At 66.6% G+C, this 25106-nt stretch carries 25 protein-coding genes and 2 tRNA genes; 16 read left to right on the top strand and 11 right to left on the bottom strand.

The window, feature by feature from the left end; translation table 11 throughout:
- The first annotated feature begins 30 nt into the window (after positions 1-30).
- The gene (locus AC5Y4C_RS03150; protein ID WP_499963385.1) at positions 31-645 is read left to right on the top strand and encodes a nucleoside/nucleotide kinase family protein; all 615 of its coding nucleotides are present in this window, start codon (positions 31-33) and stop codon (positions 643-645) included.
- On the opposite strand, the gene AC5Y4C_RS03145 is transcribed toward AC5Y4C_RS03150, so the two are convergent.
- The gene (locus tag AC5Y4C_RS03145; protein ID WP_499963383.1) at positions 642-2084 is read right to left on the bottom strand and encodes a flavin-containing monooxygenase; all 1443 of its coding nucleotides are present in this window, start codon (positions 2082-2084) and stop codon (positions 642-644) included. The genes AC5Y4C_RS03150 and AC5Y4C_RS03145 overlap by 4 nt on opposite strands.
- A 68-nt stretch (positions 2085-2152) precedes the next feature.
- Between AC5Y4C_RS03145 and AC5Y4C_RS03140 the strand changes: the two genes are divergently transcribed.
- The 3 genes from AC5Y4C_RS03140 to AC5Y4C_RS03130 are packed head-to-tail and all read left to right on the top strand — an operon-like array spanning position 2153 to position 4427.
- Positions 2153-2773, top strand: coding sequence for a class I SAM-dependent methyltransferase (locus AC5Y4C_RS03140; RefSeq protein ID WP_499905938.1), 621 nt, complete (start codon positions 2153-2155; stop codon positions 2771-2773).
- Positions 2770-3993 (top strand): alpha/beta hydrolase, encoded by a 1224-nt coding sequence (locus AC5Y4C_RS03135; protein ID WP_500007979.1) that lies wholly within the window; start codon positions 2770-2772, stop codon positions 3991-3993. The genes AC5Y4C_RS03140 and AC5Y4C_RS03135 overlap by 4 nt, the downstream gene beginning before the upstream one ends.
- Positions 3990-4427, top strand: a complete 438-nt coding sequence (locus AC5Y4C_RS03130; protein ID WP_499963381.1) for a lipoprotein LppJ family protein — start codon at positions 3990-3992, stop codon at positions 4425-4427. Before AC5Y4C_RS03135 ends, AC5Y4C_RS03130 begins: the two co-directional genes overlap by 4 nt.
- Here AC5Y4C_RS03130 and AC5Y4C_RS03125 read toward each other — a convergent pair.
- Complete coding sequence (locus tag AC5Y4C_RS03125) at positions 4414-6666, bottom strand: SulP family inorganic anion transporter (protein WP_499963379.1); 2253 nt, start codon at positions 6664-6666, stop codon at positions 4414-4416. The genes AC5Y4C_RS03130 and AC5Y4C_RS03125 overlap by 14 nt on opposite strands.
- Positions 6667-6948: 282 nt before the next feature.
- Here AC5Y4C_RS03125 and AC5Y4C_RS03120 point away from each other — a divergent pair, with 282 nt between their 5' ends.
- Together AC5Y4C_RS03120 and AC5Y4C_RS03115 are read left to right on the top strand one after the other, a co-directional pair.
- On the top strand, positions 6949-7722 hold the full coding sequence (locus AC5Y4C_RS03120; RefSeq protein WP_499905948.1) for a response regulator transcription factor: 774 nt from the start codon (positions 6949-6951) through the stop codon (positions 7720-7722).
- A complete protein-coding gene (locus AC5Y4C_RS03115; protein WP_499905951.1) occupies positions 7719-9215 on the top strand; it encodes a sensor histidine kinase in 1497 nt (498 codons plus the stop codon). The genes AC5Y4C_RS03120 and AC5Y4C_RS03115 overlap by 4 nt, the downstream gene beginning before the upstream one ends.
- 329 nt (positions 9216-9544) lie before the next feature.
- On the opposite strand, the gene AC5Y4C_RS03110 is transcribed toward AC5Y4C_RS03115, so the two are convergent.
- Positions 9545-10036, bottom strand: a complete 492-nt coding sequence (locus tag AC5Y4C_RS03110; RefSeq protein ID WP_499963377.1) for a YajQ family cyclic di-GMP-binding protein — start codon at positions 10034-10036, stop codon at positions 9545-9547.
- A 134-nt stretch (positions 10037-10170) separates the two neighbouring features.
- On the opposite strand from AC5Y4C_RS03110, the gene AC5Y4C_RS03105 reads away from it, so the two are divergent.
- A tRNA-Tyr gene (locus AC5Y4C_RS03105) sits at positions 10171-10253 on the top strand.
- A 105-nt stretch (positions 10254-10358) separates the two neighbouring features.
- On the opposite strand, the gene AC5Y4C_RS03100 is transcribed toward AC5Y4C_RS03105, so the two are convergent.
- Positions 10359-10943 (bottom strand): TetR/AcrR family transcriptional regulator, encoded by a 585-nt coding sequence (locus AC5Y4C_RS03100; protein WP_499963375.1) that lies wholly within the window; start codon positions 10941-10943, stop codon positions 10359-10361.
- An 84-nt stretch (positions 10944-11027) separates the two neighbouring features.
- On the opposite strand from AC5Y4C_RS03100, the gene AC5Y4C_RS03095 reads away from it, so the two are divergent.
- Together AC5Y4C_RS03095 and AC5Y4C_RS03090 are read left to right on the top strand one after the other, a co-directional pair.
- A complete protein-coding gene (locus tag AC5Y4C_RS03095; RefSeq protein ID WP_499963373.1) occupies positions 11028-11663 on the top strand; it encodes an FMN-dependent NADH-azoreductase in 636 nt (211 codons plus the stop codon).
- Entirely contained in the window at positions 11660-11974 is a 315-nt protein-coding gene (locus tag AC5Y4C_RS03090) for a DMT family transporter (RefSeq protein ID WP_499905967.1), read from the top strand. Before AC5Y4C_RS03095 ends, AC5Y4C_RS03090 begins: the two co-directional genes overlap by 4 nt.
- A gap of 82 nt (positions 11975-12056) precedes the next feature.
- On the opposite strand, the gene AC5Y4C_RS03085 is transcribed toward AC5Y4C_RS03090, so the two are convergent.
- Entirely contained in the window at positions 12057-12392 is a 336-nt protein-coding gene (locus AC5Y4C_RS03085) for a DUF732 domain-containing protein (RefSeq protein WP_499963372.1), read from the bottom strand.
- 158 nt (positions 12393-12550) lie between these two features.
- Positions 12551-13201 (bottom strand): TetR/AcrR family transcriptional regulator, encoded by a 651-nt coding sequence (locus tag AC5Y4C_RS03080; RefSeq protein WP_499963490.1) that lies wholly within the window; start codon positions 13199-13201, stop codon positions 12551-12553.
- Positions 13202-13432: 231 nt separating this feature from the next.
- Here AC5Y4C_RS03080 and AC5Y4C_RS03075 point away from each other — a divergent pair, with 231 nt between their 5' ends.
- Together AC5Y4C_RS03075 and AC5Y4C_RS03070 are read left to right on the top strand one after the other, a co-directional pair.
- Positions 13433-14218 (top strand): spirocyclase AveC family protein, encoded by a 786-nt coding sequence (locus tag AC5Y4C_RS03075; protein ID WP_499963370.1) that lies wholly within the window; start codon positions 13433-13435, stop codon positions 14216-14218.
- Between the two features lie 12 nt (positions 14219-14230).
- Positions 14231-15433: a cytochrome P450 gene (locus AC5Y4C_RS03070; protein ID WP_499963367.1), complete on the top strand. Its 1203-nt coding sequence runs from the start codon at positions 14231-14233 to the stop codon at positions 15431-15433.
- Here the strand turns inward: AC5Y4C_RS03070 and AC5Y4C_RS03065 are convergent.
- Both AC5Y4C_RS03065 and AC5Y4C_RS03060 read right to left on the bottom strand, forming a co-directional pair.
- A complete protein-coding gene (locus AC5Y4C_RS03065; protein ID WP_499906359.1) occupies positions 15430-16017 on the bottom strand; it encodes a VldE C-terminal domain-containing protein in 588 nt (195 codons plus the stop codon). The two genes, AC5Y4C_RS03070 and AC5Y4C_RS03065, sit on opposite strands and share 4 nt — an antisense overlap.
- 141 nt (positions 16018-16158) lie before the next feature.
- Positions 16159-16413, bottom strand: coding sequence for a sigma factor-like helix-turn-helix DNA-binding protein (locus tag AC5Y4C_RS03060; RefSeq protein ID WP_499963366.1), 255 nt, complete (start codon positions 16411-16413; stop codon positions 16159-16161).
- A gap of 112 nt (positions 16414-16525) precedes the next feature.
- Between AC5Y4C_RS03060 and AC5Y4C_RS03055 the strand changes: the two genes are divergently transcribed.
- A complete protein-coding gene (locus AC5Y4C_RS03055) occupies positions 16526-17326 on the top strand; it encodes a GntR family transcriptional regulator (RefSeq protein WP_499963365.1) in 801 nt (266 codons plus the stop codon).
- 16 nt (positions 17327-17342) lie between these two features.
- Here AC5Y4C_RS03055 and AC5Y4C_RS03050 read toward each other — a convergent pair whose 3' ends face one another.
- Positions 17343-19709: a lysylphosphatidylglycerol synthase domain-containing protein gene (locus AC5Y4C_RS03050; RefSeq protein ID WP_499963364.1), complete on the bottom strand. Its 2367-nt coding sequence runs from the start codon at positions 19707-19709 to the stop codon at positions 17343-17345.
- A gap of 145 nt (positions 19710-19854) precedes the next feature.
- Positions 19855-20055: a hypothetical protein gene (locus AC5Y4C_RS03045; RefSeq protein ID WP_499905989.1), complete on the bottom strand. Its 201-nt coding sequence runs from the start codon at positions 20053-20055 to the stop codon at positions 19855-19857.
- Between the two features lie 241 nt (positions 20056-20296).
- Between AC5Y4C_RS03045 and AC5Y4C_RS03040 the strand changes: the two genes are divergently transcribed.
- Positions 20297-20800 (top strand): hypothetical protein, encoded by a 504-nt coding sequence (locus AC5Y4C_RS03040; RefSeq protein ID WP_499905994.1) that lies wholly within the window; start codon positions 20297-20299, stop codon positions 20798-20800.
- A 4-nt stretch (positions 20801-20804) separates the two neighbouring features.
- Here AC5Y4C_RS03040 and selD read toward each other — a convergent pair whose 3' ends face one another.
- Positions 20805-21797: a selenide, water dikinase SelD gene (gene selD, locus AC5Y4C_RS03035; RefSeq protein WP_499963363.1), complete on the bottom strand. Its 993-nt coding sequence runs from the start codon at positions 21795-21797 to the stop codon at positions 20805-20807.
- Positions 21798-21844: 47 nt separating this feature from the next.
- Between selD and AC5Y4C_RS03030 the strand changes: the two genes are divergently transcribed.
- From AC5Y4C_RS03030 to selB, 3 genes are all read left to right on the top strand, one after another.
- Positions 21845-21939 (top strand) — tRNA-Sec (locus AC5Y4C_RS03030).
- A gap of 17 nt (positions 21940-21956) precedes the next feature.
- On the top strand, positions 21957-23234 hold the full coding sequence (selA, locus tag AC5Y4C_RS03025; protein ID WP_499963362.1) for an L-seryl-tRNA(Sec) selenium transferase: 1278 nt from the start codon (positions 21957-21959) through the stop codon (positions 23232-23234).
- Positions 23225-24925, top strand: a complete 1701-nt coding sequence (gene selB, locus AC5Y4C_RS03020) for a selenocysteine-specific translation elongation factor (RefSeq protein ID WP_499963361.1) — start codon at positions 23225-23227, stop codon at positions 24923-24925. The genes selA and selB overlap by 10 nt, the downstream gene beginning before the upstream one ends.
- Positions 24926-25106: the final 181 nt, after the last annotated feature.

Raw genomic sequence — 25106 nt, 5'->3', positions numbered from 1 at the left:
TCACCTTATTCAGGACGGCACACTTGCCGTGTGCTGTCGCGCGAACTCGCTGGGCGAGTCGACGTGTTGCTCGGCCGCGGCCGTCGCGTGATCCTCGGCATCACCGGCCCGCCCGGGGCCGGCAAGTCGACCTTGGCCGCCGAACTCGTCGCGCACTTCGCCGACGCAGTGCAGGTGCCCATGGACGGGTTCCACCTCGCCGACGTCGAGCTGGCCCGCCTGCGACGCCTCGAGCGCAAGGGAGCCGTCGACACCTTCGACGCGCACGGCTACCTTGCGCTGTTGGAACGGATCGCAGCCGAGCCGCCGCACGTGGTCTACGCGCCGGCGTTCGACCGCCAGATCGAACAACCCGTCGCGGCCAGCATCCCGGTACCGCCCTCCGCGCGGCTGGTCGTCACCGAAGGCAATTACCTGCTTGACGACGCACCACCATGGCCGTCGATCCGAGCCCGCCTCACCGAGGTGTGGTACCTCGACCTGCGGTACGACGAGCGCCACCGCCGCCTCGTCGATCGGCACATCGCGTTCGGCAAGTCACCCGAGCAGGCCGAGAGATGGGTGAGAGAGGTCGACGAAGCGAACGCCCGGCGCATCGAAAACACAAGGCACAAGGCTGATTTCGTCGTCAACTCCGTGGGCTAGGCGCTGTCGAACACCATCGACTCCGTGATCCTGTCGAACCGGTGGTCGATTGCGTCGACGAAGTAGTTCTGCCGCACGTTCCACGGCCGCTTGGTACCCGATTTCGGCAGCGCGTGCAGGTTGCGAAGGACGTAGCCGGCGGCGATGTCCCACGTCAGCTTCTCGGTCATCGGCTCCCGCTGCAGATGCGGGTAGGCCGACGTATAGCCGTGGTCGCGCATGTACGCGATCAGCTTGGCCGTCGCGCGTGCGGTCATGTCCGCCCGTAGGGTCCACGACGCGTTCACATAGCCGATGCACCAGAACAGGTTCGGGACGTCTTGCAGCATGTGCGCCTTGTAGACGAAGCGGTCTTGCGGCTTGATCTCGGTGCCGTCGATGCTCAGCGCCACCCCGCCCAGCGCCTGCAGATCCATGCCGGTCGCCGTCACCACCACGTCTGCGTCGAGGTGGCGTCCCGACCTCAGCGTGATGCCGTTGGTGTCGAAGTGGTCGACCTGGTCGGTCACCACCTCCACCCGCCCGGCGTTGATCGCCTCGAAGAGATCGCCGTCGGCGGCGAGGCAGATCCGCTGATCCCACGGCTGATACGGCGGCGTGAAATGGGTGCCGATGTCGTAGCCGGCGGGCAGCCGCTTGCTCTGCATGCGCCGGAACAGGAACTTCATGAACTCGGGCGTCTTGCGCGCCAGGAACCAGCCGATGGCCTCCTGCACCGCCATCCGGAACCGGACCACAGTGTGAAAAGCTTTGGGAGGAAGAATCTTTCGCATAACCTCGGTCAACGAATCGATCCGCGGAAACGTCCCGATGTAGCTCGGTGTGCGCTGCAGCATCACGACCCGACGGGCACGTTCGGCCAACGCGGGAATCATCGACACGGCGGTCGCGCCGCTGCCGATCACCACCAGCGTCTTGTCGGTGTAGTCGAGGTTTTGTGGCCAGTGCTGTGGATGCACGATGTCGCCGGTGAACTGCGCCATTCCAGGAAAGTCGGGGATGTAGCCCTCGTCGTACTTGTAGTAGCCGGTGGCGAAGAACACGAACCGCGACCGGTACGTCGTCCCGTCGTCGAGGCACACCGTCCACGTGTGCGTCGCGGAGTCCCAGTCGGCGCTACGCACGTAGCTGTTGAACCGGATGTGCTCGTAGATGCCGTGCTTTCGGGCGCTGTCGATCAGGTATTGGCGGATGTGGTCGCCGTCGGCGATGCCCTCGCGCCGCGGCCACGGCTCCCACGGGAAGCTGAGCGTGAAAATGCTGCTGTCAGAGCGGATACCGGGGTAGCGGAACAGGTCCCAGGTCCCGCCGATGTTCGCGCGCCGCTCCAAGATCACGTAGCGGATCTCGGGGTTTCGCTGCTGAATCCGGTAGGCGGCGCCGATGCCGGAAATGCCGGCGCCGACGATCACCACGTCGGCGTACTCACTGACGGTCACCCGACAAGTGTGACGCAGGCCTCACTTGTGCGGGCCAGCGGGCTACGCAGCGTGGCAAGGTGGTCGGTATGGCGATAAGTGAAGCAGAGCGCGCGTGGGAGGAGCTCTACGGCGAACGCGACCGAGTGTGGAGCGGTCGGGTCAACGTCCGGCTGGCCGAGGTGGCCGAGGTCATGACGCCCGGACGTGCACTCGACCTGGGTTGCGGAGAGGGCGCCGACGCGATTTGGTTGGCCGAACAGGGTTGGCAGGTAACGGCGGTGGACATTTCGACCACAGCGCTGGATCGGGCCATGGCTGATGCTGAAGCACGAAATATCAAGACCCGCATTGACTTTCAGCGACGCGACCTCACCGAGAGTTTCCCGGATGGCGAGTTCGACTTGGTGTCGGCCCAGTTCTTGCATTCTCGGACTCCGATGGACCGGGTGTCGTTGTTGCGCCGCGCGGCTCAGGCGGTCAAGCCCGGCGGCACCTTGCTCATTGTGGATCATGCCGCCGCCCCGCCGTGGGCGTCGAAGATGCACGACCACCAGTTCCCGACCGCCGACGAGGTGGTCGAGTCTCTGGAACTCGACGAAAAGCACTGGGACCGGGTCAGGGTCGAAGCCGTCGAACGCCAAACTGTCAGTCCCGACGGCGAACCCGCCGTGCTCACCGATAACGTGATGGTGCTGCGTCGGCGATGACCCAGCCGCCGCCCGGCGCCAACGCCGACGAGGTGTCCGCTTGGTGGAACTCGCTGAGTCGCGACCAGCAGGATCAACTGATCGCTGCGCATCCACCAGAGTTGGGCAATCTCAACGGCGTTCCCGCACAGGTTCGCGACCAGATCAACCGCGCGGTCCTGGCCGACGACCTCAATCGGCCCGACGACGACGCCCGGCACCGCAACGCCGAACAGGTCACCATGGGCCTCGACCATGACAGGGGAGCGGACCCTGGCAATCCGCGCCCGGTGCTGCTGTGGGCGTACGAGCCCTTGGCGTTCGGCGGGCAGGGCCGCGCGGCGATCGCGATCGGCGATCCGGATCGCGCCGAGGACATCGCGGTGATCGTGCCGGGTGCGGGCAGCAGCGTCGCCAGCGGCTGGCTGCACGGCGGCCACAACGACGCGATCAACCTCTACGACCAGTCGAAGGCCGCCCACCCTGACGACGACCTGTCGGTGATCGCCTGGATGGGTTACGACACCCCCGACGGCTACGACGACGCCCGCGTGGCGTCACCGTGGCTGGCTCGTCAAGGGGGTGCGCGCCTGGCGCAAGACGTCAACGGACTGGCTGCTACCCACGTGGGCGCCCCGGCTCATGTGACTGTGCTGGGTCACTCGTACGGGGCGACGACTGTCGCCGACGCATTTGCCGGCAGCGGTGCTCATGCCGACGACGTGATCCTGCTCGGTTGTCCCGGAACGGACTTGGCGCACAGCGCCAGCGACTTTCACATCAATGGTCGCGTATACGTCGGCTCGGCGTCATCGGATCCGATCAGCTGGCTCGGTGAGGCGGGCGGTGTCCCCAACGAGTTGAACGAGGCGCTCGGCTATCCGTTCGGCAGATATGCGGGCCTGGGTACCGATCCCGCGGGCGACGGATTCGGTGCGATCCGGTTCCACGCCGAGGTGCCCGGCGGTGACGGGCTGAGCTTTCGCAACCATTCGCACTATTACGACTTGGGCGGCGAGGCGCTGCGCAGCATGGTGCACATCGTGACCGGCCACCCCGATGCGCTGGCACGCGACAATCTGCTGGCGAAAGGACGACGCCAGCCGCATATCAGCACGCCGAGTCAGATCACGCTGCCGTGGATCGGCCCGATTCGGTTGCCACACATCGACACTCGCATCCCGGGCGTGCCGGCCTACATCGATCCGGAAGCCGGGCGGGGCAGGGAGGACGCGTCATGACAGAACCGCTGAGCGACGAGCAGGCGATGACCCAGGTGCTCAACGCCGCCCGCGAGATCGTGCGGGTGGCCAGCCTGACTGACGTCACCGGTGCGTTCACGTTCGAGTCGTGCAACGACCAGGGCCGCCCACCGTATCGCGGCCATGTCGAGATGAGCTTCGCGATACCAGCGGGAGCCGACCCTGCCGGCTACTTCCGCCGGATCGCGCGGGCGCTGGTAGAGAACGGCTGGACGGAGGGGCCGCCACCGGGCAAGTGCCCGTTCGGGGAGTCCGTCCACACCCCGGCGGTGATGGCGGTCATCTGCCATGCCTCCGGCAACATCGCGCGCGGTTCGGTGCAGGTGTCCGGCGAGTGCCGCAACATGACCGACCACCGACACGACGGCAAGACGGTCGGGGTCGACGTCAGCGAGCGGCTCAGTGGCCGTTGACGCCCGCGTCGGCGAGCGCCTCCACACCCGTCGGCGTCACCCTCAGCACACCGGCACTGGGGATGTCGTAGAACAGCCCGATCACGTTGACATTGCGCTCTTCTCGCGCGCGGCTGACCACCGGATGCTCCGACAGCGTTTGCACCTGTACCGCGACGTTGACCATGCTGAGCTGGTCGACGGTGTCGAAGCCGGCGGCGGCCGCAGACTGTGCGACGGGATGACGGCCGTCGGCGAACGCGGCCAGCGTGGGTTGGCCGTGCTGCAGCCACGCGCGCAGTGGTTCGTCGTCCGGGTGCGATTCCGAAATATCGTGCGGCAGAAGCGCATTCATCGCGCCGCAACTCGAGTGACCGCAGACCACGATCGACGACACGTGCAGCTTGTCCACCGCGAACGCGATCGCCGCTTCGATCGAGGGGTCCAGGCGCCCGGCGGGCACGAGGTTGCCGACGTTGCGGACGGTGAACAAGTCACCTGGGCCGCTGCTGGTGATGACGTTCGGCACGATCCGCGAGTCGGTGCACGTGATGAACAACGTCTCGGGCCGTTGCGCGTGGGCGAGCTCGCGCATGTGCGGGCGAAGGTACGGCGCGGTGCGGCGGTGGTACACGGCCAGCCCGTGCAACACCGGACGAGCACCGTTACGGTTGCCGTTGGAACTGGACGGCTGCCATGAACTCCACGGCGCCACACCGGATCTCTTGTCGATGGGCGTGAACCCGCGAGCCGGCGGCCCGGCCACCGCGTCGGAGACGTCGACGGCGCCGACGTCGTGCACGCGCACGGTGCCGCCGGCCTCGCAGTGGCGCTTCTGCCACTCCTCGATCGTCTCGTAGACCGCGCGGTCGATGAAGTCCACCGACAGCTCGACGTCGACCGCAGTGCCTCGTGGAATCGAGGCCAGCACTGCGGTCAGGCGCGGTAGCGACAGGAAACTGCACGAGCCGTCGATGGACACCCGCCACTCGTTGTCGCCGATCTGCTCGGCGTGGATCTGCGCCCGCACCACCCGCCACACCGTGAGCACGATCGTCAGCGCGAGCCCGATCAGCACGCCCTCCAGCAAGTTGAGGAAGATGACACCGAGGATCGTCACGACGTAGACAGCGAGATCGCCTGTGCGCAAGGCTGTTTCAATGTGCGCCCACTTGACCAGCTGAATGCCGATGACCACCAGGAGTCCTGCCAGCGCCGACAGCGGGATCTGCTCGGCCAGGCCCACGAATGGCAGCGCGAACAGCAGCACCCACACCCCGTGCAGGATCGCCGAGGCCCGGGTGCGAGCGCCTGCGGCGACGTTCGTCGAGCTGCGCACGATCACCCCGGTGACCGGCAAACCGCCCAGCGTGCCGGAGGCGATGTTGGCCGCACCCTGACCGATCATCTCCCGGTTGAAGTTTGTGCTGGTGCCGCCGATGCGGTCCACGGCCACCGCGCACAACAGGCTCTCGACAGACGCGATCAGCGTCATCGTCAGCACACCGACCGCGAACGCGCCCCACTGGCCGTCCGGCAGACTCGGCAGCGACAGCGCATCGACGAGCGAACCGTCGAGCTTGATCCGCTCGACGTCGAACGCGAACACCACCGAAATGACAGTCGCGCCCACGACCGCCACCAGCGGCCCCGGCACCTTGCCCAGCCACCCCGGCACCCATCGCCACGCCACCAGCGTCCCGATCACCAGCAGACCGATGAACACCTCGGCTGGGTTGACGTTGAGCAGCTGGCCCGGTAGCTCGACCACGTTGGTCCAGGCCGACGACTGCGAGCTGCCGCCCAGCAGCACATGCACCTGCTGAAGCGCGATCGTGATCCCGATGCCGGCCAACATCGCGTGGACCACCACGGGGGAGATCGCGAGCGCTGCGCGGGCCACTCGGCTCAGGCCCAGCAGAACTTGGCACACGCCGGCGGCCACCGTGATGGCGCAGGTGACGGCCCAGCCGAATTCGGCGACCAGGCCCGCGACGACGACGGTCAATCCCGCGGCCGGGCCGCTGACCTGCAGCGGCGAGCCGCCCAGAACGCCGACGACGATGCCGCCGACGATGGCTGCGATGATCCCGGCCAACACCGGGGCATCTGATGCGACGGCGATGCCGAGCGAAAGTGGCAGGGCGACGAGGAACACCACCAGCGACGCCGGCACGTCGTAGCGCAGGATCGGCCGAAGCCGGTCGAGTCGCGTCGGTTCTTTGTTGGTGACGGCGGCTTGCGGCTCCGTCACTTTCACGGTGTGAATGGTTTGCTCCGCTCGTAGCAGGGAAGGGTCGTTAAAGACTTGCTACGCAACGTATTTGCGCGGTTCAGGCGGATCAAGCGATCAGACCGAATGCATAGAAGATGCAAATCTTTGAAAGTCATATGTTCGTGACCATCCGAATCCCTTTGAAGCAGAAAGCGATTCATGTGGCCCGCGCCACAAGACCGTACATGAGTCCAGGTGTGAGCAGCGCAGATAGGAAAACTCTATGAAGGACGTGACAGTCACATATGCGATCTGGACTATGGAATCATGACGACGCTGTCTGTGCCCGCGCGAAACCAACGCCCTCGCCAAGCGATCCTGGGGCAGCTGCCCAAGATGCATCGCGCCGACGGCTCACCGATCCGGGTGCTTCTTGTCGACGACGAACCGGCGCTCACCAACCTGGTCAAGATGGCGTTGCACTACGAGGGCTGGACCGTCGACGTCGCACATGACGGGCAGGAGGCGGTGCGAAAGTTCGACGAGATGGAGCCGGACATCCTCGTTCTCGACATCATGCTGCCCGACATGGACGGCATGCAGATCCTGCACCGGGTCCGCGAGGCGGAGACCTACACGCCGATCCTGTTCCTGACGGCACGCGACTCCGTGACGGACCGGGTCACCGGGCTCACCGCGGGCGCCGACGACTACATGACCAAGCCGTTCAGCCTCGAAGAGCTCGTCGCGCGGCTTCGCGGGCTGCTTCGGCGGTCCAACGTCACGGCGGCTCCCGAGGACGAGGTGCTCAAGGTCGGTGATCTGGTGCTCGACGGCGCGAGCCGGGAGGTCACCCGCGGGGGCGAGCCGATCGCATTGACCGCCACAGAGTTCGAATTGCTGCGGTACCTGATGCGCAATCCGAAGCGGGCGTTGAGCCGTGCTCAGATCCTCGATCGCGTGTGGAACTACGGCTTCGGGGGCCGCGCGAGCATCGTCGACCTCTACGTCTCGTACCTGCGCAAGAAGATCGACGCCGGCCGTGAGCCGATGATCCACACCGTGCGCGGTGTGGGGTACATGCTGCGCCCGCCCCGATGAGTGCCGTCCGCAGGTGGTGGCCGCGGTCGCTGCGGCGACAGCTGATCATCGGCGTGACCGCGGTCGTGTCGGTGGTGCTGCTGGCGGTCGGAGCGGTGTCGGTGCTCGTGCTGCGCAGCTATGTGACCGGCATGGTGGACTCGGAGGTGTCGCGGTCGCTGGCCGCGGTGTGCGAGTCGTTCGACAAAGTGACCGCCGAGCGCATCAAGATCACCAACACCGAGGAACCACTGGCGGCGTTCGTCGGACATGCCGAAGGCAACGTGATCGCGGTCCTGCGCAACGGCGACGTCGTCGAGGCCGCGGTCTTTTCCAACGGTGAACCGGTGCCCGCGTCGTCCGACGTGGTTTCCGAGATCAAGGCGCAGTCGTGGTCGGACGGTCCGCCGCGAACCGTCGAGTTGGCCGGTTTGGGCTCGTATCGGATGCAAAGCCGCGGTATCGGCGACGGCAGCGTGATCGTGTCGGGGGTGTCGTTGGAGGAGGCCAACGATGCGGTCAGGCAAAAGATGGTGGTCACCGGCGCGCTGATCGTCGTCGCATTGCTGGTCACGGCGGGTGCCACGTTCCTGGTCGTGCGGTATGCGTTGCGCCCGCTGCGCCGCGTCGCAGCCACTGCCGCGAAGGCGGCGAAGGCGCCGCTGGACGATCACCGCATCACCGCGCGGGTACGCGAGCGCGACACCGACCCGGACAACGAAGTCGGCATGGTGGGCGAGACGTTGAACCGGCTGCTCGCCAACGTCGACTCGGCGCTGGCGCAGCGCGCGGAATCGGACCGGCGGATGCGGCAGTTCCTCGCCGACGCGAGCCACGAGCTGCGTACGCCGCTGGCGGCGATCCAGGGTTACGCCGAGCTGACCCGCCAGGACAGCGCCGAGCTTCCGCCCACCACCGAGTACGCACTGGCGCGCATCGAGGCCGAAGCCAGGCGGATGGCGTCGCTGGTCGGGGAGTTGCTGCTGCTGTCACGCCTGGACGAAGGACATGACCTGGAGACCGACATCGTCGATTTGGTCGATCTCACCATCGATGCGGTCAACGACGCCGCGGTCTCGGGTCCGGGCCACCGCTGGCTCACCGATCTGCCCGACGACCCGGTGTGGGTTCGTGGTGATCGGGCGCGGCTGCATCAGTTGGTGAGCAATCTGCTGACCAACGCGCGGGTGCACACGCCTGCCGGGGTGACGGTCACGACGGCGATCGCGCGCGACGGCGACTACGCGGAGCTGACCGTTACCGACGACGGGCCCGACATCGATCCGGAGTTGTTGCCGCACTTGTTCGAGCGGTTCGTGCGGGCCGACAAGGCGAGGTCGCACCACTCCGGCAGCACGGGTTTGGGGCTGGCGATCGTCGCGTCGATCGTCGAGGCTCACGAGGGCTCGGTGACCGCGGAATCGGCGGACGGCCGAACCGTGTTTCGGGTGCGGCTTCCGCTGGTCGACAATGTCGCGGTGGATTCTGCCCAGGCAGCCGTCGGAATCACGTAAATAGCATCCGGCGCCATTCTTTGTATTTCACATGAGTTTCTTCCCGGTGCGTCAAAGCGCTTCTAACCTGGTGTTATGAACGCAATCAGGAGGACCGAAATGAGGCGAACAAGAATGGCTGCCCTTACCGGCGCCGCGTTGTCCGCATTGTTCATGGCGCTGGCCGCTCCAGCCATGGCGGGCCCGTCGGGACCAGGGGACTTCGGGCCTGACCCGCGGGGTGCGAACGCGCACGGCTCCTGGGCTGTGCCAGGTCAAACGCCGTACGGCACATACCAGAACGACACGCCGCAGCAATCGGCGGCACGTCGTTAGCAGCTATTTCCGCGTCAGCGGTAATTGACGAACTGCAGGGCGACGTCCAGGTCGGCTCCTTTGAGAAGGGAAATGACCGCCTGCAGGTCGTCTCTCTTCTTACTGCTGACGCGGATTTCGTCGCCCTGAATTTGCGTCTTGACGTTTCTCGGGCCCTCGTCCCGGATCAGTTTGGTGATCTTTTTGGCGTGCTCGCTCGAGATGCCCTGCTTGATGGTGCCGCTGACTTTGTACGTCTTGCCCGAGGCTTGTGGCTCGCCGACGTCGAAGGCCTTCATCGAAATGTCGCGGCGGACGAGCTTTTCCTTGAAGACGTCGACGGCGGCCTTGACACGCTCCTCGGTGGACGAGGTGATTTCGATGACGTCGTCGCCCTTCCACGCGATCTTGGTGTCGGTGCCGCGGAAGTCGAAGCGGGTGGCCAGCTCCTTCGCGGCTTGGTTCAGCGCGTTGTCGACTTCTTGCCGGTCCACCTTGCTGACGACGTCGAACGATGAATCCGCCATGGGATCCGGTCCTCCTGGAGTTATGCCGGTGTGTGCGTGGTGTTCATCTTCGTCGCACGCGATCCGGAAGCCCAAGGCAGGTGCATGGTTTTTCAGTCTCGAGGGCGCTCGTTGTACCCTGCTATTCGCACCACGGCAGGTTGCCCGAGCGGCCAATGGGAGCGGACTGTAAATCCGTCGGCTTACGCCTACGCAGGTTCGAATCCTGCACCTGCCACCGAGTGATGTGTCAGGACATAGGAATAGCTCTGAACCTGCGTTTGGGGTTCAGGGCTTTTTCTTTGCGCACGTTTGCCGCGTCGTGAGCGTTGAGTCTTTGGACTTAGTCGCCCGCGATCGCAGCGGCGAGCGCCTTGGCGTTCTCGGCGATACGCCGCTTGCTCAGCCGAAGTTCTCGCCGCTGGTAGGCGTACAGCTGCGGATCGACCGTCGCGAGCAGGACGTCGGCGTGCCAGCCGGCGTCCTTGGCGTCGAAGTCATCTCGCGCCCGGCGCAAAAGCGCTACGAGATGTAGACGCCAGCCCTGATAAGCGCCGATCTTCAGCCGCCCGGGCGGGGTCGCGTCGGTCACCAGCAGCGCGCCGAGGTTGCGTTCGGTAAGCGCCACGAGCGCGTCGATGAACGCAGCCAACCGCTGCGCCGGCTCCGCGCCGGGGCCGAGCGGCGGGGGGCCGGTCAGCACCGCCTCCTGCAGCGTCCTCTCGTCTTCGCCAACCACCGCGGCCAGCAGTCCGGCCTTGTCGCCGAACCGACGGTACAAAGTGCCGACGCCGACACCCGCCGCCCGTGCGATGTTGCGCATGTCGACATCGCCGGCGTCGGGTGAGCGCAGCAGCGTGCGCGCCGCGTCCAGCACCTTCGCCTCGTTGCGCGCCGCCGCTTCGCGCTGCGGTTGCCACCCGTCCATGGTCGCATGCTATTGCGGAATAGCGTTCCGCATATGGGGCGTTCATGGTAAGGAACAGTGTTCCGCAACTAGGGAGTGATCGAAATGGCCCGTATGCTGCTGGTCAATGCGTCGCCCCGTGGCGACGAATCTCATTCGCTGAGGCTCGCCGAGACGTTCGTCAACGCCTACCGTGAGCACGAGCCCGACACAAAGGTGGACCGGCTCGACACCTTCACCGACATCGCGCCATTCGGCCAGCGACATGTCGCGGCGAAGATGGCGGTGATCGCGGGCCAGGCCGTGCCCGAGGAGGCGGCACGGGATTGGTCTGCGGTCCTCGACATCGCCGCGCGCGTGCAGGCGGCAGACACGCTGGTTTTCGCCGTACCGATGTGGAACGGTGCAATCCCGTGGTCGCTGAAGCTGTTCGTCGACACGGTGACCCAGCCGGGCATCGCGTTCACGTTCGATCCGGCGACCGGATACCGGGGCCTGCTCGCCGGACGCCGTGCGGTGACCGTCTACACCAGCCGCGTCTACGCGCCGGGTGTGCCACCGACGTTTGGCACCGACCACCAGTCCACGTATCTGCGGTGGTGGTTGCAGTACTGCGGCATCACCGACATTCATGAAATACGCCTGCAGCCAACGTTTCCCGGGCCGGATCTGGTAGGAGCCGCGAGACGGGCCGAACGCTTGGCGCACCAGCTCGCCGCAACGTTGGCAGGTGCGCGATGAGCGGGTGGGCGTGGCTGCTGACTGCCGCGCTGGCAGAGGTGGCATGGTCGCAGAGCATCAAACCGACCGAGGGCTTCACCCGGCCGTTGCCGACACTGTTGTGCTTCCTGCTCGCGGTCGCGGCGGTCTATCCCTTGACCCTCGCGATGCAGAGCATCCCCGTGGGAACGGCGTACGCGGTGTTCACCGGCGTCGGTGCGACAGGAGCCGTCCTCCTCGGCATCGTCTTGTACGGTGATCCGGTCACGGCCCTTCGGCTGACCGGCATAGCGTTGGTGGTCGGTGGTGTGTTGATTCTCAGAACTGCGTAATTCGAGGCGTCGGCGCCGCGCAATAACTAGCCCTGCGCCTGATGCAGAACGCTGCACTTGCCACCGAAGTCCGCGGAGGGTTTCAGCCGGACAGCTGGCTACCGTACTGCGGACAGTAGACCTGCACGGACCTGGTCATGAATATCGCCGTCTGGCGTGGCGTCATCGGCAACGTGGTCTGCATTTTGCTCAGAATGTCCGCCGGCGATGCGCCTGCTGAAAATGCCTGGCAGACCACGTAGGCCTTCTGGATCGCTACCTGCGGCAGGTCGAACGACAGTGCGTCGGCATTGAGTGCGCGCAGGAACGCGTCGTCGTCAGAGTCAGCGGTCGCGCCGGTCGCCGTGGCCAGCCCCAGTGCTGCTGCCGCTGTCGCGATGCCCACGAGCTTGGCGATGTCCTGATACGCGAACGTCATGGCGACTCCTCGGTCACTTGCACCCGCCGCTGATGAACTCAAGTTAGTGGGTCCGCGGCCGGTCGGGTAGCCCGTCGTCTGGATCAGCGGCCCTAATTGTCGCTATGAGGCGGGCACAACGGGTCTCGGCTCTTGCGAAGGCGGCGCGACATACCCCCTCAGTCGTGCCGGTGCAGGAACCCGTGCAGGACCGCCTGAACCAGTTCGTTGACGATCGCTTCGCGCGACGGCTGCTGCGCTCCGAAGAACGTCGAACTCAGTGCCACCATGCCGACGATCATGGCCACGGTCGAATGCGCCGGTAGGTCCGCCTCGCTCGACCGCATCCCCCGCAATCGCATGCCTTCAGCGCCAATTCGGCTGAGCAAGGCCAGCGCCCGTCTGATATCGGCGATGCCCGCGTCGGCAATCTCGTCGTCGCTGAACGCCTCGGAGGCGACGAGCGTCAGCAGCAGACCCCGATGTTCGACGACCACGTCGTAGAGCTGCTCGACGAAATGACGCGCCAGCTCTTCCTCGTCGGTCTGCTCGGGGACCACCGACCGCCATGTCTGCGCGAATTCGTCGACGATGCCGGTGAACGGTAAGACGAGCGCTTCCCGGAACAGGCCGGCCTTCGAGCCGAAGTGACGAAAAAGCAGGTATTCGCTGACTCCGGCCGCCTCGGCGATTTCGCGCGTCGTCGTGCTCCGGTAGTCGCGACGGGCGAACAGGTCTCGTGCCGCATCGAGCAGAAGCCTTCGCGGTTCGCCACGGGGCCGGCGGATCGCCTGAACCGGCGTCTTGTCGATCGAACGTCGCTGGGCCACGGCCTCACTCCTTGAACCGCGCTCAGCGGTTTGACGGCATCCACGATAGCGGTCTTGACCGGGGCCCTTAGAATAGTATTCACTTTTATAAAACGTGAGCGGCGAAAGGGGCGTGGTCGTGGGAGCAGTGATCATGCTGGGCACCCTGTTCGGCCTGATCGTCCTGATCTTCGGTCTGGTCGTGTCCTTCGATCCCGAAGCGCGCAGTGGCACAAGCGAAGAGCACGAACCGTGAACACAGAGCTGACCCCGTTGCTCGTGGCTGCGGTCATCTTCGGCTGGGCCAGCGGCATCCTTTTCCTCGTCGCCGGCGTGTATCTGAGCGTCCGCCGGCGACGTCTGCACCCGCTTCTTCTGCTCTGCATTTCGGCGATCTCGTTCTCGTGGATCGAGGCACCCTACGACTGGGCGATGTACGCGCAGTTTCCACCGGCACTGCCACGCATGCCCTCGTGGTGGCCGTTGAACATGACCTGGGGCGGCCTGCCGTCGTCGGTTCCGATCGGCTACATCGGCTATTTCTGCGTGCCCGCGGTGATAGGTGCGGCACTCGGACGTCGGCTGAGCGCAAAGTTCAACTGGCGCAGGCCAATAACGCTTCTCGCAGTCGGTCTGGTCGTCGGCTTCTGCTGGGCTTTGATATTCAACGCCGGCCTGGGGGCCCGGCTCGGAGTCTTCTACTACGCCTACGTGATTCCGGGCCTCGGCTTGTTCGAGGGCACGCTGCATCAATATCCGATCTACGACGCGCTGGCGATGGGGATCCAGATGATGGTCTTCACTTACCTTCTCGGGCGGACGGATGCGCAAGGACGCAACGTCATCGAGATGTGGGCCGACAGGGTGTCGCACACCCGCGTCCAGTCGTCGATCCTGTCGATCGTGGCCGTCGTCGTCATCGGAAACGTCGTCTACGGCGCCGTTTTCGCGCCACAGCTGGTGACGAAGCTCGGTGGCTGGGTCACCTCGGGGCCGACAGTGCAGCTGTTCCCCGGAGTGCCGAACCAACCCCGGTAGGGAGGAGCATCAGTGAGCACCAAGCAGACTGCGGAGCTGTACTACGACCCGTTCGATTTCGACATCGACGACGATCCCTATCCGGTGTGGAAGCGAATGCGCGCAGAAGCCCCGCTTTATTACAACGACAAGTACAACTTCTATGCGCTGAGTCGCTACGACGACGTGGCGCGTGCGCTTCCCGATTGGCGGACGTATCGGTCGGGACGCGGCACGACGGCAGACATCTTGTTCAGCGGCCTTGAAGTGCCGCCGGGCATCTTGCTTTTCGAGGATCCGCCCTTGCACGACTTGCACCGCCGGTTGTTGTCCCGGGTTTTCACACCGCGGCGCATGATGGCGGTCGAAGACCTGGTCCGCGGATTCTGTTGTCGCGCAATGGATCCGCTGCGCGACGTCGACGGATTCGACTTCGTGCTGGATCTCGGTGCCATCATGCCGATGCGCACCATCGGCTACCTGCTCGGCATTCCGGAAGAGGCGCAACAGCAGATCCGGGATCGCAACGACAAGAGCATCACCGTCGACTCGAAGGACAACGTCGGCGATCTCAGCCCGACGGTCTTTCAGGACGCGATCGCGCTGTTTGCCGAGTACATCGAGTGGCGGGCGACCCATCCGTCCGACGACTTGATGACCGATCTGCTCAACGCAGAGGTGGAAGAAGAAGACGGCTCGCGGCGCCGGCTCGAACGTACCGAAGTGCTCGCCTACACTGCGATGATCGCCGGGGCCGGCAACGAAACCACCGCTCGGCTCATCGGATTCATGGGCCAACTGCTCGGCGAACATCCCGACCAGCGCCGCGAACTCGTCGCAAACCCCTCGCTCATCCCGTCGGCAGTCGAAGAGACGCTGCGTTACGAACCCCCCTCACCCGTGCAGGCGCGCTACGTCGCCCGCGACGTCGAGTTGTACGGGCACACCGTCACGGAGGGCTCGTACATGCTGCTGCTCAACGGGTCGGCCAACCGTGACGAGACCAGATACAGCGACCCCGACCGCTACGACATCCACCGCAAAGCCGGGCATCTGAGCTTCGGACAGGGACTGCACTTTTGCCTGGGATCGGCGTTGGCACGCCTCGAAGGACGAGTCGCCTTGGAGGAAGTGCTCAAGCGGTGGACCGACTGGGAGGTCGACTACGACAATGCGCGACGCGCTCGGACGTCGAGTGTGCGGGGGTGGGCACAGCTTCCGGTCAGGACCGGTTAGCCCGGCCGCATCGACGTGAGGAAGTAGGTCTCGCGCCCCGTCGGATAGCCGCCGCCGTCGGTGGCGATATGGACGTGGTCGAAGTGGTTCGCGGTCTCATTGCCGTAGTCGGCTGTCCAGCTCGGCGCCCCGATGCCCGGATAGAACCCCTGCCGCCAGATCACGTGCAGCACGCCCCACCGTTGCGCATTGGCCAACGCCAAGCCGGCGATCTGGTTGCCCAGCGCGATGCCCTCCGGCGAGTGGTGGTTGGGGATCATCACGTCGATCGCCAAGCCGTTGGGATGCCACTTCAGCGGGTCCTGGCGGAACCCGCCGATGGTGGTGATCTCGGGGAACATCACGCTGATGGCCCGCGCGACCCAGATGGTGTGCACCTGCAGGCCGTCTTCGGGGGCCACACCGCGAGGCAGTGCGAACTGCAGGTCCGCGGCTGAGATCGGTGCGCTCGCCGCCAGCAGTTGCGCCTCCTCGGGGCTGGCGACCCGGGGCGGATCGGCCGGCGCCGCCGCCGCAGCAGCAGTCGGCACCGCTGCCGGTGCCGCGGCGCAGCAGTGCGTCTCTTTGCCTTGGCTGTAGAACATGGCCGCAGACACGGCGAGTGAAACCGCGAACGCCAGCCACCGCCCTCTGGCGTTGGCAAACGGGTTCGTGGCCACGAGCGGGACTTTACTGCCGACGGCGACGCGATATGGCGTTCTTCGCGGTCGTGACCAGGACGTTATCTACGGCGACGCCGGCTGGTCCGGCGGCGCTCCGAGCGCTTCGGCGATTCCCGACTCACCAAGCGACGAGCGCAGGGCGCGCATCCCGTAGTGCAACCGGGACAGCACCGTGGTTTCGTCGAGCTTCAACTCGCGGGCGATTTGCGCGACCGTCTGCGCGCCGTAGTAGCACCGGTCGATCACCGCACGCTGGTCGGCGCTGAGCCGAGCGAGCGCCTTCAGCAAGATCTCGCGGTTCACCGGGGGGTCGGCCATCGGACTGCTTCCTGGGTGACGGTCACTCAGGTACTTCGCTAGGAGCCGCAGAAGACATAATGTTGTTATAGTAATAAGACAACACAACCGACGGCAAGGGCAAAAAGGAGCCGTGGACGAGACTCGCAACACACCTGTCTTGGTCCGTGCCGGCGCAGGGGTGCCGCTGCACCGGCAACTGTTCTTGGTGCTGCACGACGAGATCGCCCGCGGTGCCATCGCCCCCGGCGAGCCGCTGCCGACGGAGCAGGAATTGTGCGACCAGTTCGGTGTCTCTCGCATCACCGTCCGGCGCGCATTGGCCGATCTCGCGGCCCAGGGCTATATCATGCGCCGCCAAGGCGTGGGATCGTTTGTGCGCGAACGTGATTCGCATGACGAGCCCACGGCCAGCCGGTTCTACGACGACGAGATGCATCGGATCCAATTCGAATCCGGCGTCGAGGTGGTCGACTTCGGCGTCCGCACCACCCCGCCGGTGATCGCCGACAAAATCGGTCTGGCCGGCGACGCGCTGTACGTCCTCGCCGTCCGGCGCGCGCGTCGCACCCGCGAACCGCTGATGGTCACGGAGGCCTGGATGCCTGCCGATCTCGCCAAAACTGTCACCGCTGAGAAGATGGCGCACACACCGATGTTTCAACTTCTCGCCGAGGCGGGCGTCAAATTCACCCGCATGCAGCATGAGTTCAGCGCTGAGATCGCCAACCCCCGCAACGCGCGCCTGCTCGACGTCGCAATCGGCGCGCCGATCATCCGAATCGACCGCATCTCGTTCACCGACGACGACCGGCCGCATCATCACCTGTCGATCTTGTTGTCGCCCAACCGAAGCCGTATTCTGCTCAGCCACTCCGTCGAAGAACTCGAGACCGTGCCCAACATGGCGATCCTGCACGACGTACGCAGGTGACTGGCGATGCGGCTGGTCAAATCATGTCCTTGTTGGTCAGCCACCGCATGATCGGCCAACCGACGAATACGGGCAACCAGCACGTCAGCACCCGGTACAGCAGCACCGACGGCACGCCGACAGCCGCCGGCACACCGAACGCGGCCAGCCCGCCGATCAACGCGGCTTCGACGGCGCCGACGCCGCCGGGTGTGGGAGCCGCTGACGCCAGCGTGCCGCCGATCATCGTGACCACGGTGACGGTGACGAACGTGGTTCCACCGCCGAAGGCCTCCACGCTCGCCCACAGCGCCAGCGCCATCCCGAGAGTTGTTGCTGCACAACCCAGCACGATCATTGCGAGTCGCTTCGGTTCGCGAGCCAGGTCGACCAGGTCGGCGCCCACCTCTTCGAGACGCGGCCGCACCGCGGTCCCCAGCCACTTACGCAGCCGGGGCACGAACAGGAAAGCGCCCACCGCACCGAGCGCCAGACCGGCGATCAGGTACAGGATCGTGGCCGACGGCACGAAGTGGGAGAGGTCGGTTGACGCGCCTGCCGCGGCGCTGAAGAACAGCAGCAGCCCCACGTGGGTGATCACCTGGACCGACTGCTGAAGCGCCACCGCGGCAGTGGCGCGCACCGCGCCGAGTCCGCCCTTTTGCAAGAAGCGCGTACTCAGTGCCAGCCCGCCGACGCCGGCCGGCGTGGTGGTGGCCGCGAAGGTGTTGGCCACCTGCATGATCGCCAGGTGCCGGAAGCTCACCAATCCGTTGGCGCACGCCCACAACGCCATCGCTGCGCCGATGTACGTCAGCGCCGACACCGTCAAACCCAGTAGCGCCCACCACCAGTTCGCGGTCCGCAACTCGGAGAAGAACGTCGGCAGCGTGCTGATGAACGGGTACGCGACGTACACCAAGGCGACCAGTAGCACCAATTGAATGAGTTGCCGGCGGGTGAACCGGGTGATGGTCTCGGTCTGGATCTGGTTGGCGCCGGTCTGGTGTTTCACCTCGTCGCGGGCGGCAGAGATCACGGCAGCCGCATCGGTGATCGAGGCGCGAAGCCGTTTGGGCACAGCCGATTTCGTGAGCCGGCGCGACGCCGTGAGAATCGTGTCCTTGCCGAACGCGTCGATCGCCGCGCCCACCGCCCGTTTGGCGTCGTAGATGTGGGTGGTGGTGACCAACAGCTGCGCGATGTCGGATTGCAGTTGAGCGTCGGCGGCGCCGTACTCCGCGCGGCCGAATCCGCCGAACAGCACGGCGCCGTCCTCGACGGTGATCTCCTTGCACCGCAGGTCGCCGTGCGAGATTTGCTGGTCATGCAGCAGATGCAACGAATCCCACACGCGGTCAACGGGAATCGCGTCGTCAAGTGGGCGGCCGCGGGCGGGCGTGTGGGCGTAAAGATGCCACCCACGGTCCAGCTCCGCGACCGCGACCGCGGATGTGTTGGCGATGCCGATGTCGCCGATCGCAATTGTCATCAGCGCGCGGTGCTCGACGGCGCGGCGCATCGAGGCCTGCAGTGGGGCGGTCTCGGTTCCGCGCAGCTTGAGTTTGCGCCACAGCTGCCGCAGCACACCGCCGCTGCGCTGGTTCGGCCCGTACATCTCCACGATCGCGGGCGTGCCGGGTTCCGACGACGCCGCGGACAAAACGAGCGGTCCGCGGCCGGCTGGCCGCACCACCGTCAGCGCGGTGGCATGGAATCCGCGCCGCGCCAACGCCCGCACGGCGCCGTCGAGCGGCACTTCCAACGCCGGTGTACCGACGACGAGCACCACCAATGCGCCGACGAACCAGCCCACCGCGAGACCTAGCAGCGCACGTGCCGGCACGACGGCGCTGACGACCAGATGTATGGGCACGAAGGCCAGCAGAAGCGTCCACCACCAGCGTCGCCACCGGCTGGGCAGCCAGGGGCCCGAGACCGTCAGCACCGCCGCGAGCATCGCAATCCAGCGCGGGTCGTCGAGGAATTGCGACAGCGTGGTGTCCAGCTTTTCGGAGAGGTCGACGTGCCATCGCGGCGCGGCGATGCCGTTGCCGGTGATCGACAGGGCCAGCAGGGCGATCAGCGCGGCCGCCGCATACGCGCCGAGCAGTTTCCACTGGCGGGCGACGATCAGCCCGACCAGGATCAAGAACGGCAACGCCAGGATCGCGAAGCCGTACACCAGATAGATCAGATTGGCTTGGGCGGGCGGCAGAATGCCGACGATCCGGGAGATGGACTTCTCCAACGCCATCCACTCGGTGCGGGTGACAAGAGACCCCGTGACCACGATCGCCAGGAACACCGTGGCCAGCGCGAGCCGCAGGATGTCGTTGGTGCGTCGCGTCAACGGCTGCAGCAAGCTGCCCGAAACGGTGATGTCCCGCCCGTCAACTCGCATGTTCGCACCGTTCGTCTCGCTGGTCGGCTGTCGCTTTGATTCTGCGCTCGGCCGCCGGCCGGTCGCGCCCTAACAGCATCACTCCGACCAACAACGAAACAACGGGCGCCTTTTCAGGCGCCCGTTGTTTCGCGAATGGCTAGCGTCAGTGTGCTCCGCTCTTGTGCGGGTTCTGGTATGTGCCGTAAGGCGTTTGCGCATTCGTCGGATAGTTGTTCGTGTCGACACCGACCGTATCGTGCCCGTTGTCGGCCGGCGCGACGGCCACGACCGGGGCGGCCAGTCCGATGGACAGCGCGGCCAGCGCGCTCGCTGCGATCGTGGCGAATGTGACGTTCTTCTTCATTGTCGTGCCTCGCTCTGTGCTTGTCTGCTGACCGACTCGGTGGGTTTCTCCTGGCCGGTCGACCGTGAAAACAGGGCGGCCGAAACTTTTAGTTCCGGGTTGGCAGAAAGTTGTCCAGGGTTGGCAGAAATGCAGCGGATGCGCTGCGAACAGGGGAATTTGACCGTCCGGTCTCCAGTGCAACGTCAAGTGTGGTCGGATAGCGCAGGTATGCGTCCCTAGGTTGGCGACAGGGGGAACGATGACGACGCCGGAACCGCAGACGCCCCACCCGCCATTGTCCGGGCGAGGCTGGCTCGCGCTGGGTGCGATCGCGGCGGCCGTCAGCGCGCTGATCGTCGGGATACTCGTCGCGACTACGCCGTCGCGGCCAACCGCGTCGCCTGCCGCCACGACGGCCGCGCAGCCCTCCGCCTCGCCGCTGCCCGACCTCGGCGGTCCGCGTTCGCAGTTGGTGCCAGAGGTCACGCTGCCGGTGGGCGCGCGGCCCTACGTCGGCAAGCGGCCGACACCGCCGGGTTTCGAGTTCTGGGAGGTGCCCGGCAGCCATCATGAGCTGGTCGCACAGATGCGCGCCGAGTTGCCGACGTATGCGCCGCTGAACGGGATGCCCTGGTGCGGCGAGTTGAGCGACGCGATCACGACGTGGGCGTGGGGATCGGCCGCCGACACCATCGGGGTCTCCCTGACCGACGGCGGCGTGATGATCACCCGTCTGCCGCAGCCGCTGGGCTGTCGTCCTTAGTTCGTCAGCGCACCACGATCGCGTGCTCGCCGCGCGGCACGAGTTCGCCCACGACGGGCGCGCCCGGAATCTCCCCGGCGATCAGCAGCCCGCCGGAGGTTTGCGCATCGGCCAACAGCAGCGCCTCCTCTTCGCTGACCGCCGACAAGTCGGCATGGGGGGCCACCCAGTCGAGATTGCGCCGGGTCCCGCCGCTGACGTAGCCGGCCGCCAGTGCGTCGCGGGCGCCGTCGAGGTACGGCACCGCCGCTGCGTCGATCACCGCGGTGACACCACTGGCCCGCGCCAGCTTGTACAGGTGGCCCAGCAACCCGAAACCCGTGACGTCCGTGGCGCATTCGACACCGGCCTGCAGAGCGGCTCTGGCCGCATCCGCATTGAGGGTGGTCATCGCGTCGATCGCGTGAGCGAACCGCTCGCCGGTCGCCTTGTGGCGGCTGTTCAGCACCCCGATGCCCAGCGGCTTGGTCAATGACAGCGGAAGTCCCGGCTTACCGGCATCGTTGCGCAGCAACCGATTCGGATCGGCGATGCCGGTGACGGCCAGCCCGTACTTGGGTTCGGGATCGTCGACGCTGTGTCCGCCCGCCAGGTGGCATCCGGCGGCGTTGCAGACGTCCGATCCGCCACGCAGAGTTTCGGCGGCGAGCTCCAACGGCAGCACGTCGCGTGGCCAGCCCAGGAGGTTGACCGCCACCACCGGCCGGCCACCCATCGCGTACACGTCCGACAGCGCGTTCGTCGCCGCGATGCGGCCCCAGTCGTACGGGTCGTCGACCACCGGGGTGAAGAAGTCCGTCGTCGCAATCAGCGCCACGTCACCTTCGATCCGCACCGCGGCCGCGTCGTCGCCGCTGTCGAGGCCGACCAGCAGTTCGCCGGCCGGATCCCGCGGCGCGGACGTCGACAGCCCGCGGACCACGTCTTCCAGCTCGCCGGGCGGGATCTTGCAGGCACAGCCGCCGCCGTGCGCGTACTGGGTCAATCGGTAGGCCACCGTTCCATGCTGCCCTACCAAGTTGCCATGATGGCGTCATGGCCCAGGGAGGCGTATCCGGTCTGGTGGCCGGCGCGGTCTTCAAAATCGTTGAGCGGCAGGTTCTGTCGCTGGCGGGTTCGATTCCCGTCCGCCTCCGCCATAGTCCAGAGGCCGTCGATGGCTGACCCGCGGCGGCGCGTGCCGCGCACCGACGTGCTGCTGGCCGATCCGCGGCTCGCCGAGGCCCAACGCGTGCTGGGCCGCACCTTGGTGAAAACCGTTGTGGCGCAAGCTCAGCAGCGTGCACGTGCGGGCGAGATCACTCCGGAGCAGGTCGCCGACGCCGCGGTCGCCGGCTTGCCGACACGTGCGACCACCTTGCGGCCGGTCATCAACGCCACCGGCGTGATCGTGCACACGAACCTCGGGCGCGCACCGCTGTCGCAGGCCGCGCTGGACGCGGTGGTGACCGCGGGCGGGGCCACCGACGTCGAATTCGACCTCGCCACCGGCCGTCGCGCGCGCCGCGGCCGCGGCGCGCTGGCCGCACTTGCGCGCGCCGTACCGGCCGCGGAGGGCGTGCACGTGGTCAACAACAACGCCGCCGCCCTGCTGCTGACCGCGATGACGCTGGCCGACGGTAGGGAAATCGTGCTCAGCCGGGGTGAGCTCGTGGAGATCGGCGACGGCTTCCGCATCCCCGAATTGCTGGAGTCCACCGGGGCGCGGCTGCGTGAAGTCGGCACCACCAACCGCACCAGCCTGCGCGACTACACCGACGCGATCGGCCCCGACACCGGCTTCGTGCTCAAGGTGCACCCGTCGAATTTCCACGTCACCGGCTTCACGTCGGCGGTTGCGGTCACCGAGTTGGCCAAACTCGACGTCCCCCTCGTCGTCGACATCGGCTCGGGGCTGCTGACCCCACACCCTCTTTTGCCTGACGAACCCGATGCCACAACGGTTTTGCGTGACGGTGCTGATCTGGTGACCGCCAGCGGCGACAAGCTGCTGGGCGGACCGCAGGCCGGCCTGTTACTCGGCCGGGCCGGCGTGATCGAGCGGCTGCGGCGCTACCCGGCGGCGCGGGCACTGCGCGTGGACAAGCTGACGCTCGCCGCGCTGGAAGCGACGCTGGTAGGTCCGCCGCCGCCGGTGGTCGAGCATCTTTCGGCTGACGTCGCGTCGTTGCGCCGGCGCGCGGAGCACCTCGCCGCACAACTTTCGGACGCGCACGCCGTCGATTGCATCGCCGCGGTCGGCGGCGGTGGCGCGCCGGGGGTGCAGCTGCCGAGCGCCGGGGTGAGCCTGCCTGAGCGGTACGCGGCGCCGCTGCGCACCGGCGCCCCTTCGGTCGTCGGGCGGTTGGAAGGTGGCCGCTGCGTGCTCGACCTGCGCACGGTTGCACCCGAGGACGACGAACTGCTGCTGGCGGCGGTCAGGGCGTGTTCGTAGTAGCGACGGCCGGGCACGTCGACCACGGCAAGTCGACGCTGGTGCAGCGGCTCACCGGCATGTGGCCCGACCGGCTGGCCGAGGAGCAACGCCGAGGGCTGACGATCGATCTCGGGTTCGCCTGGACCTCGATCGAGGGCCGGGAGATCGCGTTCGTCGACGTGCCCGGACACGAGCGGTTCGTCGCGAACATGCTCGCCGGCGTCGGCCCGGTGCCGGCCGTGATGTTCGTCGTGGCGGCCACCGAGGGATGGATGCCGCAGTCTGACGAGCATCTGGCCGCGCTCGACGCGCTCGGAGTGCGGCATGCCGTGGTGGTGATCAGTAAGGCTGATCTCGCGGATCCGGCGCCAGTGAGAAACAAAGTGCGGCAACGGCTTTCGGACACGACACTCGCACATGCACCGGTCGTGCTGGGCACCGACCTCGAGCAGGTGCGTACCCAGTTGGCGGCATTGGCGGACCAGCTGCCGGCACCGGACCGCGACGCCGACGTGCGGCTGTGGGTAGACCGCTCGTTCACCGTGCGTGGCGCAGGCACCGTCGTCACCGGCACCCTGGCTGCAGGCACCATCCGAGTCGGCGACGAGCTCGAACACGGGGGGCGGCGCGTCACCGTCCGCGGTCTGCAGTCGCTGGGCCGCGACCACGCCGAAGTCGCGGCAGTGGCGCGCGTCGCCGTGAACCTGCGCGGCGTCGACCGTCAGCACATCGGCCGCGGCGACACGGTTCGCACCCCGGGCGCATGGCTGGACACCGCCGAGATCGACGTGGCGCTGCGCAAGCCGGGGCAGCTGCACCGAGAGTTGGTGCTGCACATCGGTTCTGCCAACGTGCCGGCGCATGTGCGTCCGCTCGGCGCGGCCGCGAGGCTTCGGTTGGCCAGGCCGTTGCCGTTGCGCATCGGCGATGTCGGGCTGTTGCGTGATCCCGGTGAGCATCGGATCGTGGCGGGCATCGAGGTGCTCGACGTGCGGCCGGCGCCGCTGCGCCGCCGCGGGACGGCACGCGCGCGCGCCGAAGAGCTGGCCCGCGGTCGGGTCGATCCGCCTGTTTGCGCCCGTGCAAGGGAGCTGCGCGCCATGGGTTTTCCTGTTGCGGGGCAGCGTGTCGGTGACTGGGTGGTCGACTCGAAGTGGTGGGCCGAACGGCGGCGTTATCTTGTGGCCGCAGTCGAAACCTGGTCTGCCGAACACGATCTTGCGGCGGGCATGCCACTGGAGACCTTGCGCCGACAACTCGGCCTGCCCGCCGCTGAGCTGGTCGCCCCGCTGGTGGAGGGCACCGGGCTCGAGGTTGCCGATGGTCGAGTCCGCAAGCCGGGGATCGGGCTGCCTGCGCGGGTCGATAAGGCGGTGCGCATCATCGAGGAACGGCTGGCCGAGGAACCGTTCCGCGCCCCGGAGGCTGACGAGCTGGCCGGCCTCGGTCTCGGCCCGAAGGAACTCGCTGCGGCGGTGCGTGCCGGACGGCTGACCCGCATTGGCGACGGTGTGGTGTTGGGACCCGACGTGTTCGACCGGGCGGCCTTGATTCTGCGCACGCTGCCGCAACCGTTCACGGTCAGCGAGGCCCGTCGTGCTCTGGGCACCACCCGGCGAGTCGCCGTGCCGCTACTCGAACACCTCGACGCCCGCCGGATCACGCGGCGTGACGACGACAGCGCCCGGTGGATAGTCGGACCGTCTTGACCGTCGCGTCGAGAATTCCGGCCGGGGACCGTCATGCCCGCCTCGTAGCGACAATGCGTTTGCGCAGGTCAACGAGATAAACGGCGGACCCCGCCGACGGCGGCCACAGCGCTGTCTGCGCACGTCAGTGAATTGTCGCTAACAGGCGGGCACACGCATGTACGCCCGGAACATCTTTGAC

It is taken from the genome of Mycobacterium sp. NGS35 (assembly GCF_059812855.1).
This window is presented reverse-complemented; position numbering and strand designations above follow the sequence as displayed.

Excerpts from the sequence above, each read along its gene's own strand:
- AC5Y4C_RS03060 (WP_499963366.1), bottom strand. The coding sequence starts at position 16,413 with ATGGCCGACCCCCCGGTGAACCGCGAGATCTTGCTGAAGGCGCTCGCT.
- AC5Y4C_RS03050 (WP_499963364.1), bottom strand. The coding sequence starts at position 19,709 with ATGCGAGTTGACGGGCGGGACATCACCGTTTCGGGCAGCTTGCTGCAG.
- AC5Y4C_RS03045 (WP_499905989.1), bottom strand. The coding sequence starts at position 20,055 with ATGAAGAAGAACGTCACATTCGCCACGATCGCAGCGAGCGCGCTGGCC.
- AC5Y4C_RS03040 (WP_499905994.1), top strand. The coding sequence starts at position 20,297 with ATGACGACGCCGGAACCGCAGACGCCCCACCCGCCATTGTCCGGGCGA.
- AC5Y4C_RS03100 (WP_499963375.1), bottom strand. The coding sequence starts at position 10,943 with ATGGACGGGTGGCAACCGCAGCGCGAAGCGGCGGCGCGCAACGAGGCG.
- AC5Y4C_RS03140 (WP_499905938.1), top strand. The coding sequence starts at position 2,153 with ATGGCGATAAGTGAAGCAGAGCGCGCGTGGGAGGAGCTCTACGGCGAA.
- AC5Y4C_RS03095 (WP_499963373.1), top strand. The coding sequence starts at position 11,028 with ATGGCCCGTATGCTGCTGGTCAATGCGTCGCCCCGTGGCGACGAATCT.
- AC5Y4C_RS03090 (WP_499905967.1), top strand. The coding sequence starts at position 11,660 with ATGAGCGGGTGGGCGTGGCTGCTGACTGCCGCGCTGGCAGAGGTGGCA.
- AC5Y4C_RS03110 (WP_499963377.1), bottom strand. The coding sequence starts at position 10,036 with ATGGCGGATTCATCGTTCGACGTCGTCAGCAAGGTGGACCGGCAAGAA.
- AC5Y4C_RS03120 (WP_499905948.1), top strand. The coding sequence starts at position 6,949 with ATGACGACGCTGTCTGTGCCCGCGCGAAACCAACGCCCTCGCCAAGCG.
- AC5Y4C_RS03085 (WP_499963372.1), bottom strand. The coding sequence starts at position 12,392 with ATGACGTTCGCGTATCAGGACATCGCCAAGCTCGTGGGCATCGCGACA.
- selA (WP_499963362.1), top strand. The coding sequence starts at position 21,957 with ATGGCTGACCCGCGGCGGCGCGTGCCGCGCACCGACGTGCTGCTGGCC.
- AC5Y4C_RS03135 (WP_500007979.1), top strand. The coding sequence starts at position 2,770 with ATGACCCAGCCGCCGCCCGGCGCCAACGCCGACGAGGTGTCCGCTTGG.
- AC5Y4C_RS03065 (WP_499906359.1), bottom strand. The coding sequence starts at position 16,017 with ATGTTCTACAGCCAAGGCAAAGAGACGCACTGCTGCGCCGCGGCACCG.
- AC5Y4C_RS03115 (WP_499905951.1), top strand. The coding sequence starts at position 7,719 with ATGAGTGCCGTCCGCAGGTGGTGGCCGCGGTCGCTGCGGCGACAGCTG.
- AC5Y4C_RS03130 (WP_499963381.1), top strand. The coding sequence starts at position 3,990 with ATGACAGAACCGCTGAGCGACGAGCAGGCGATGACCCAGGTGCTCAAC.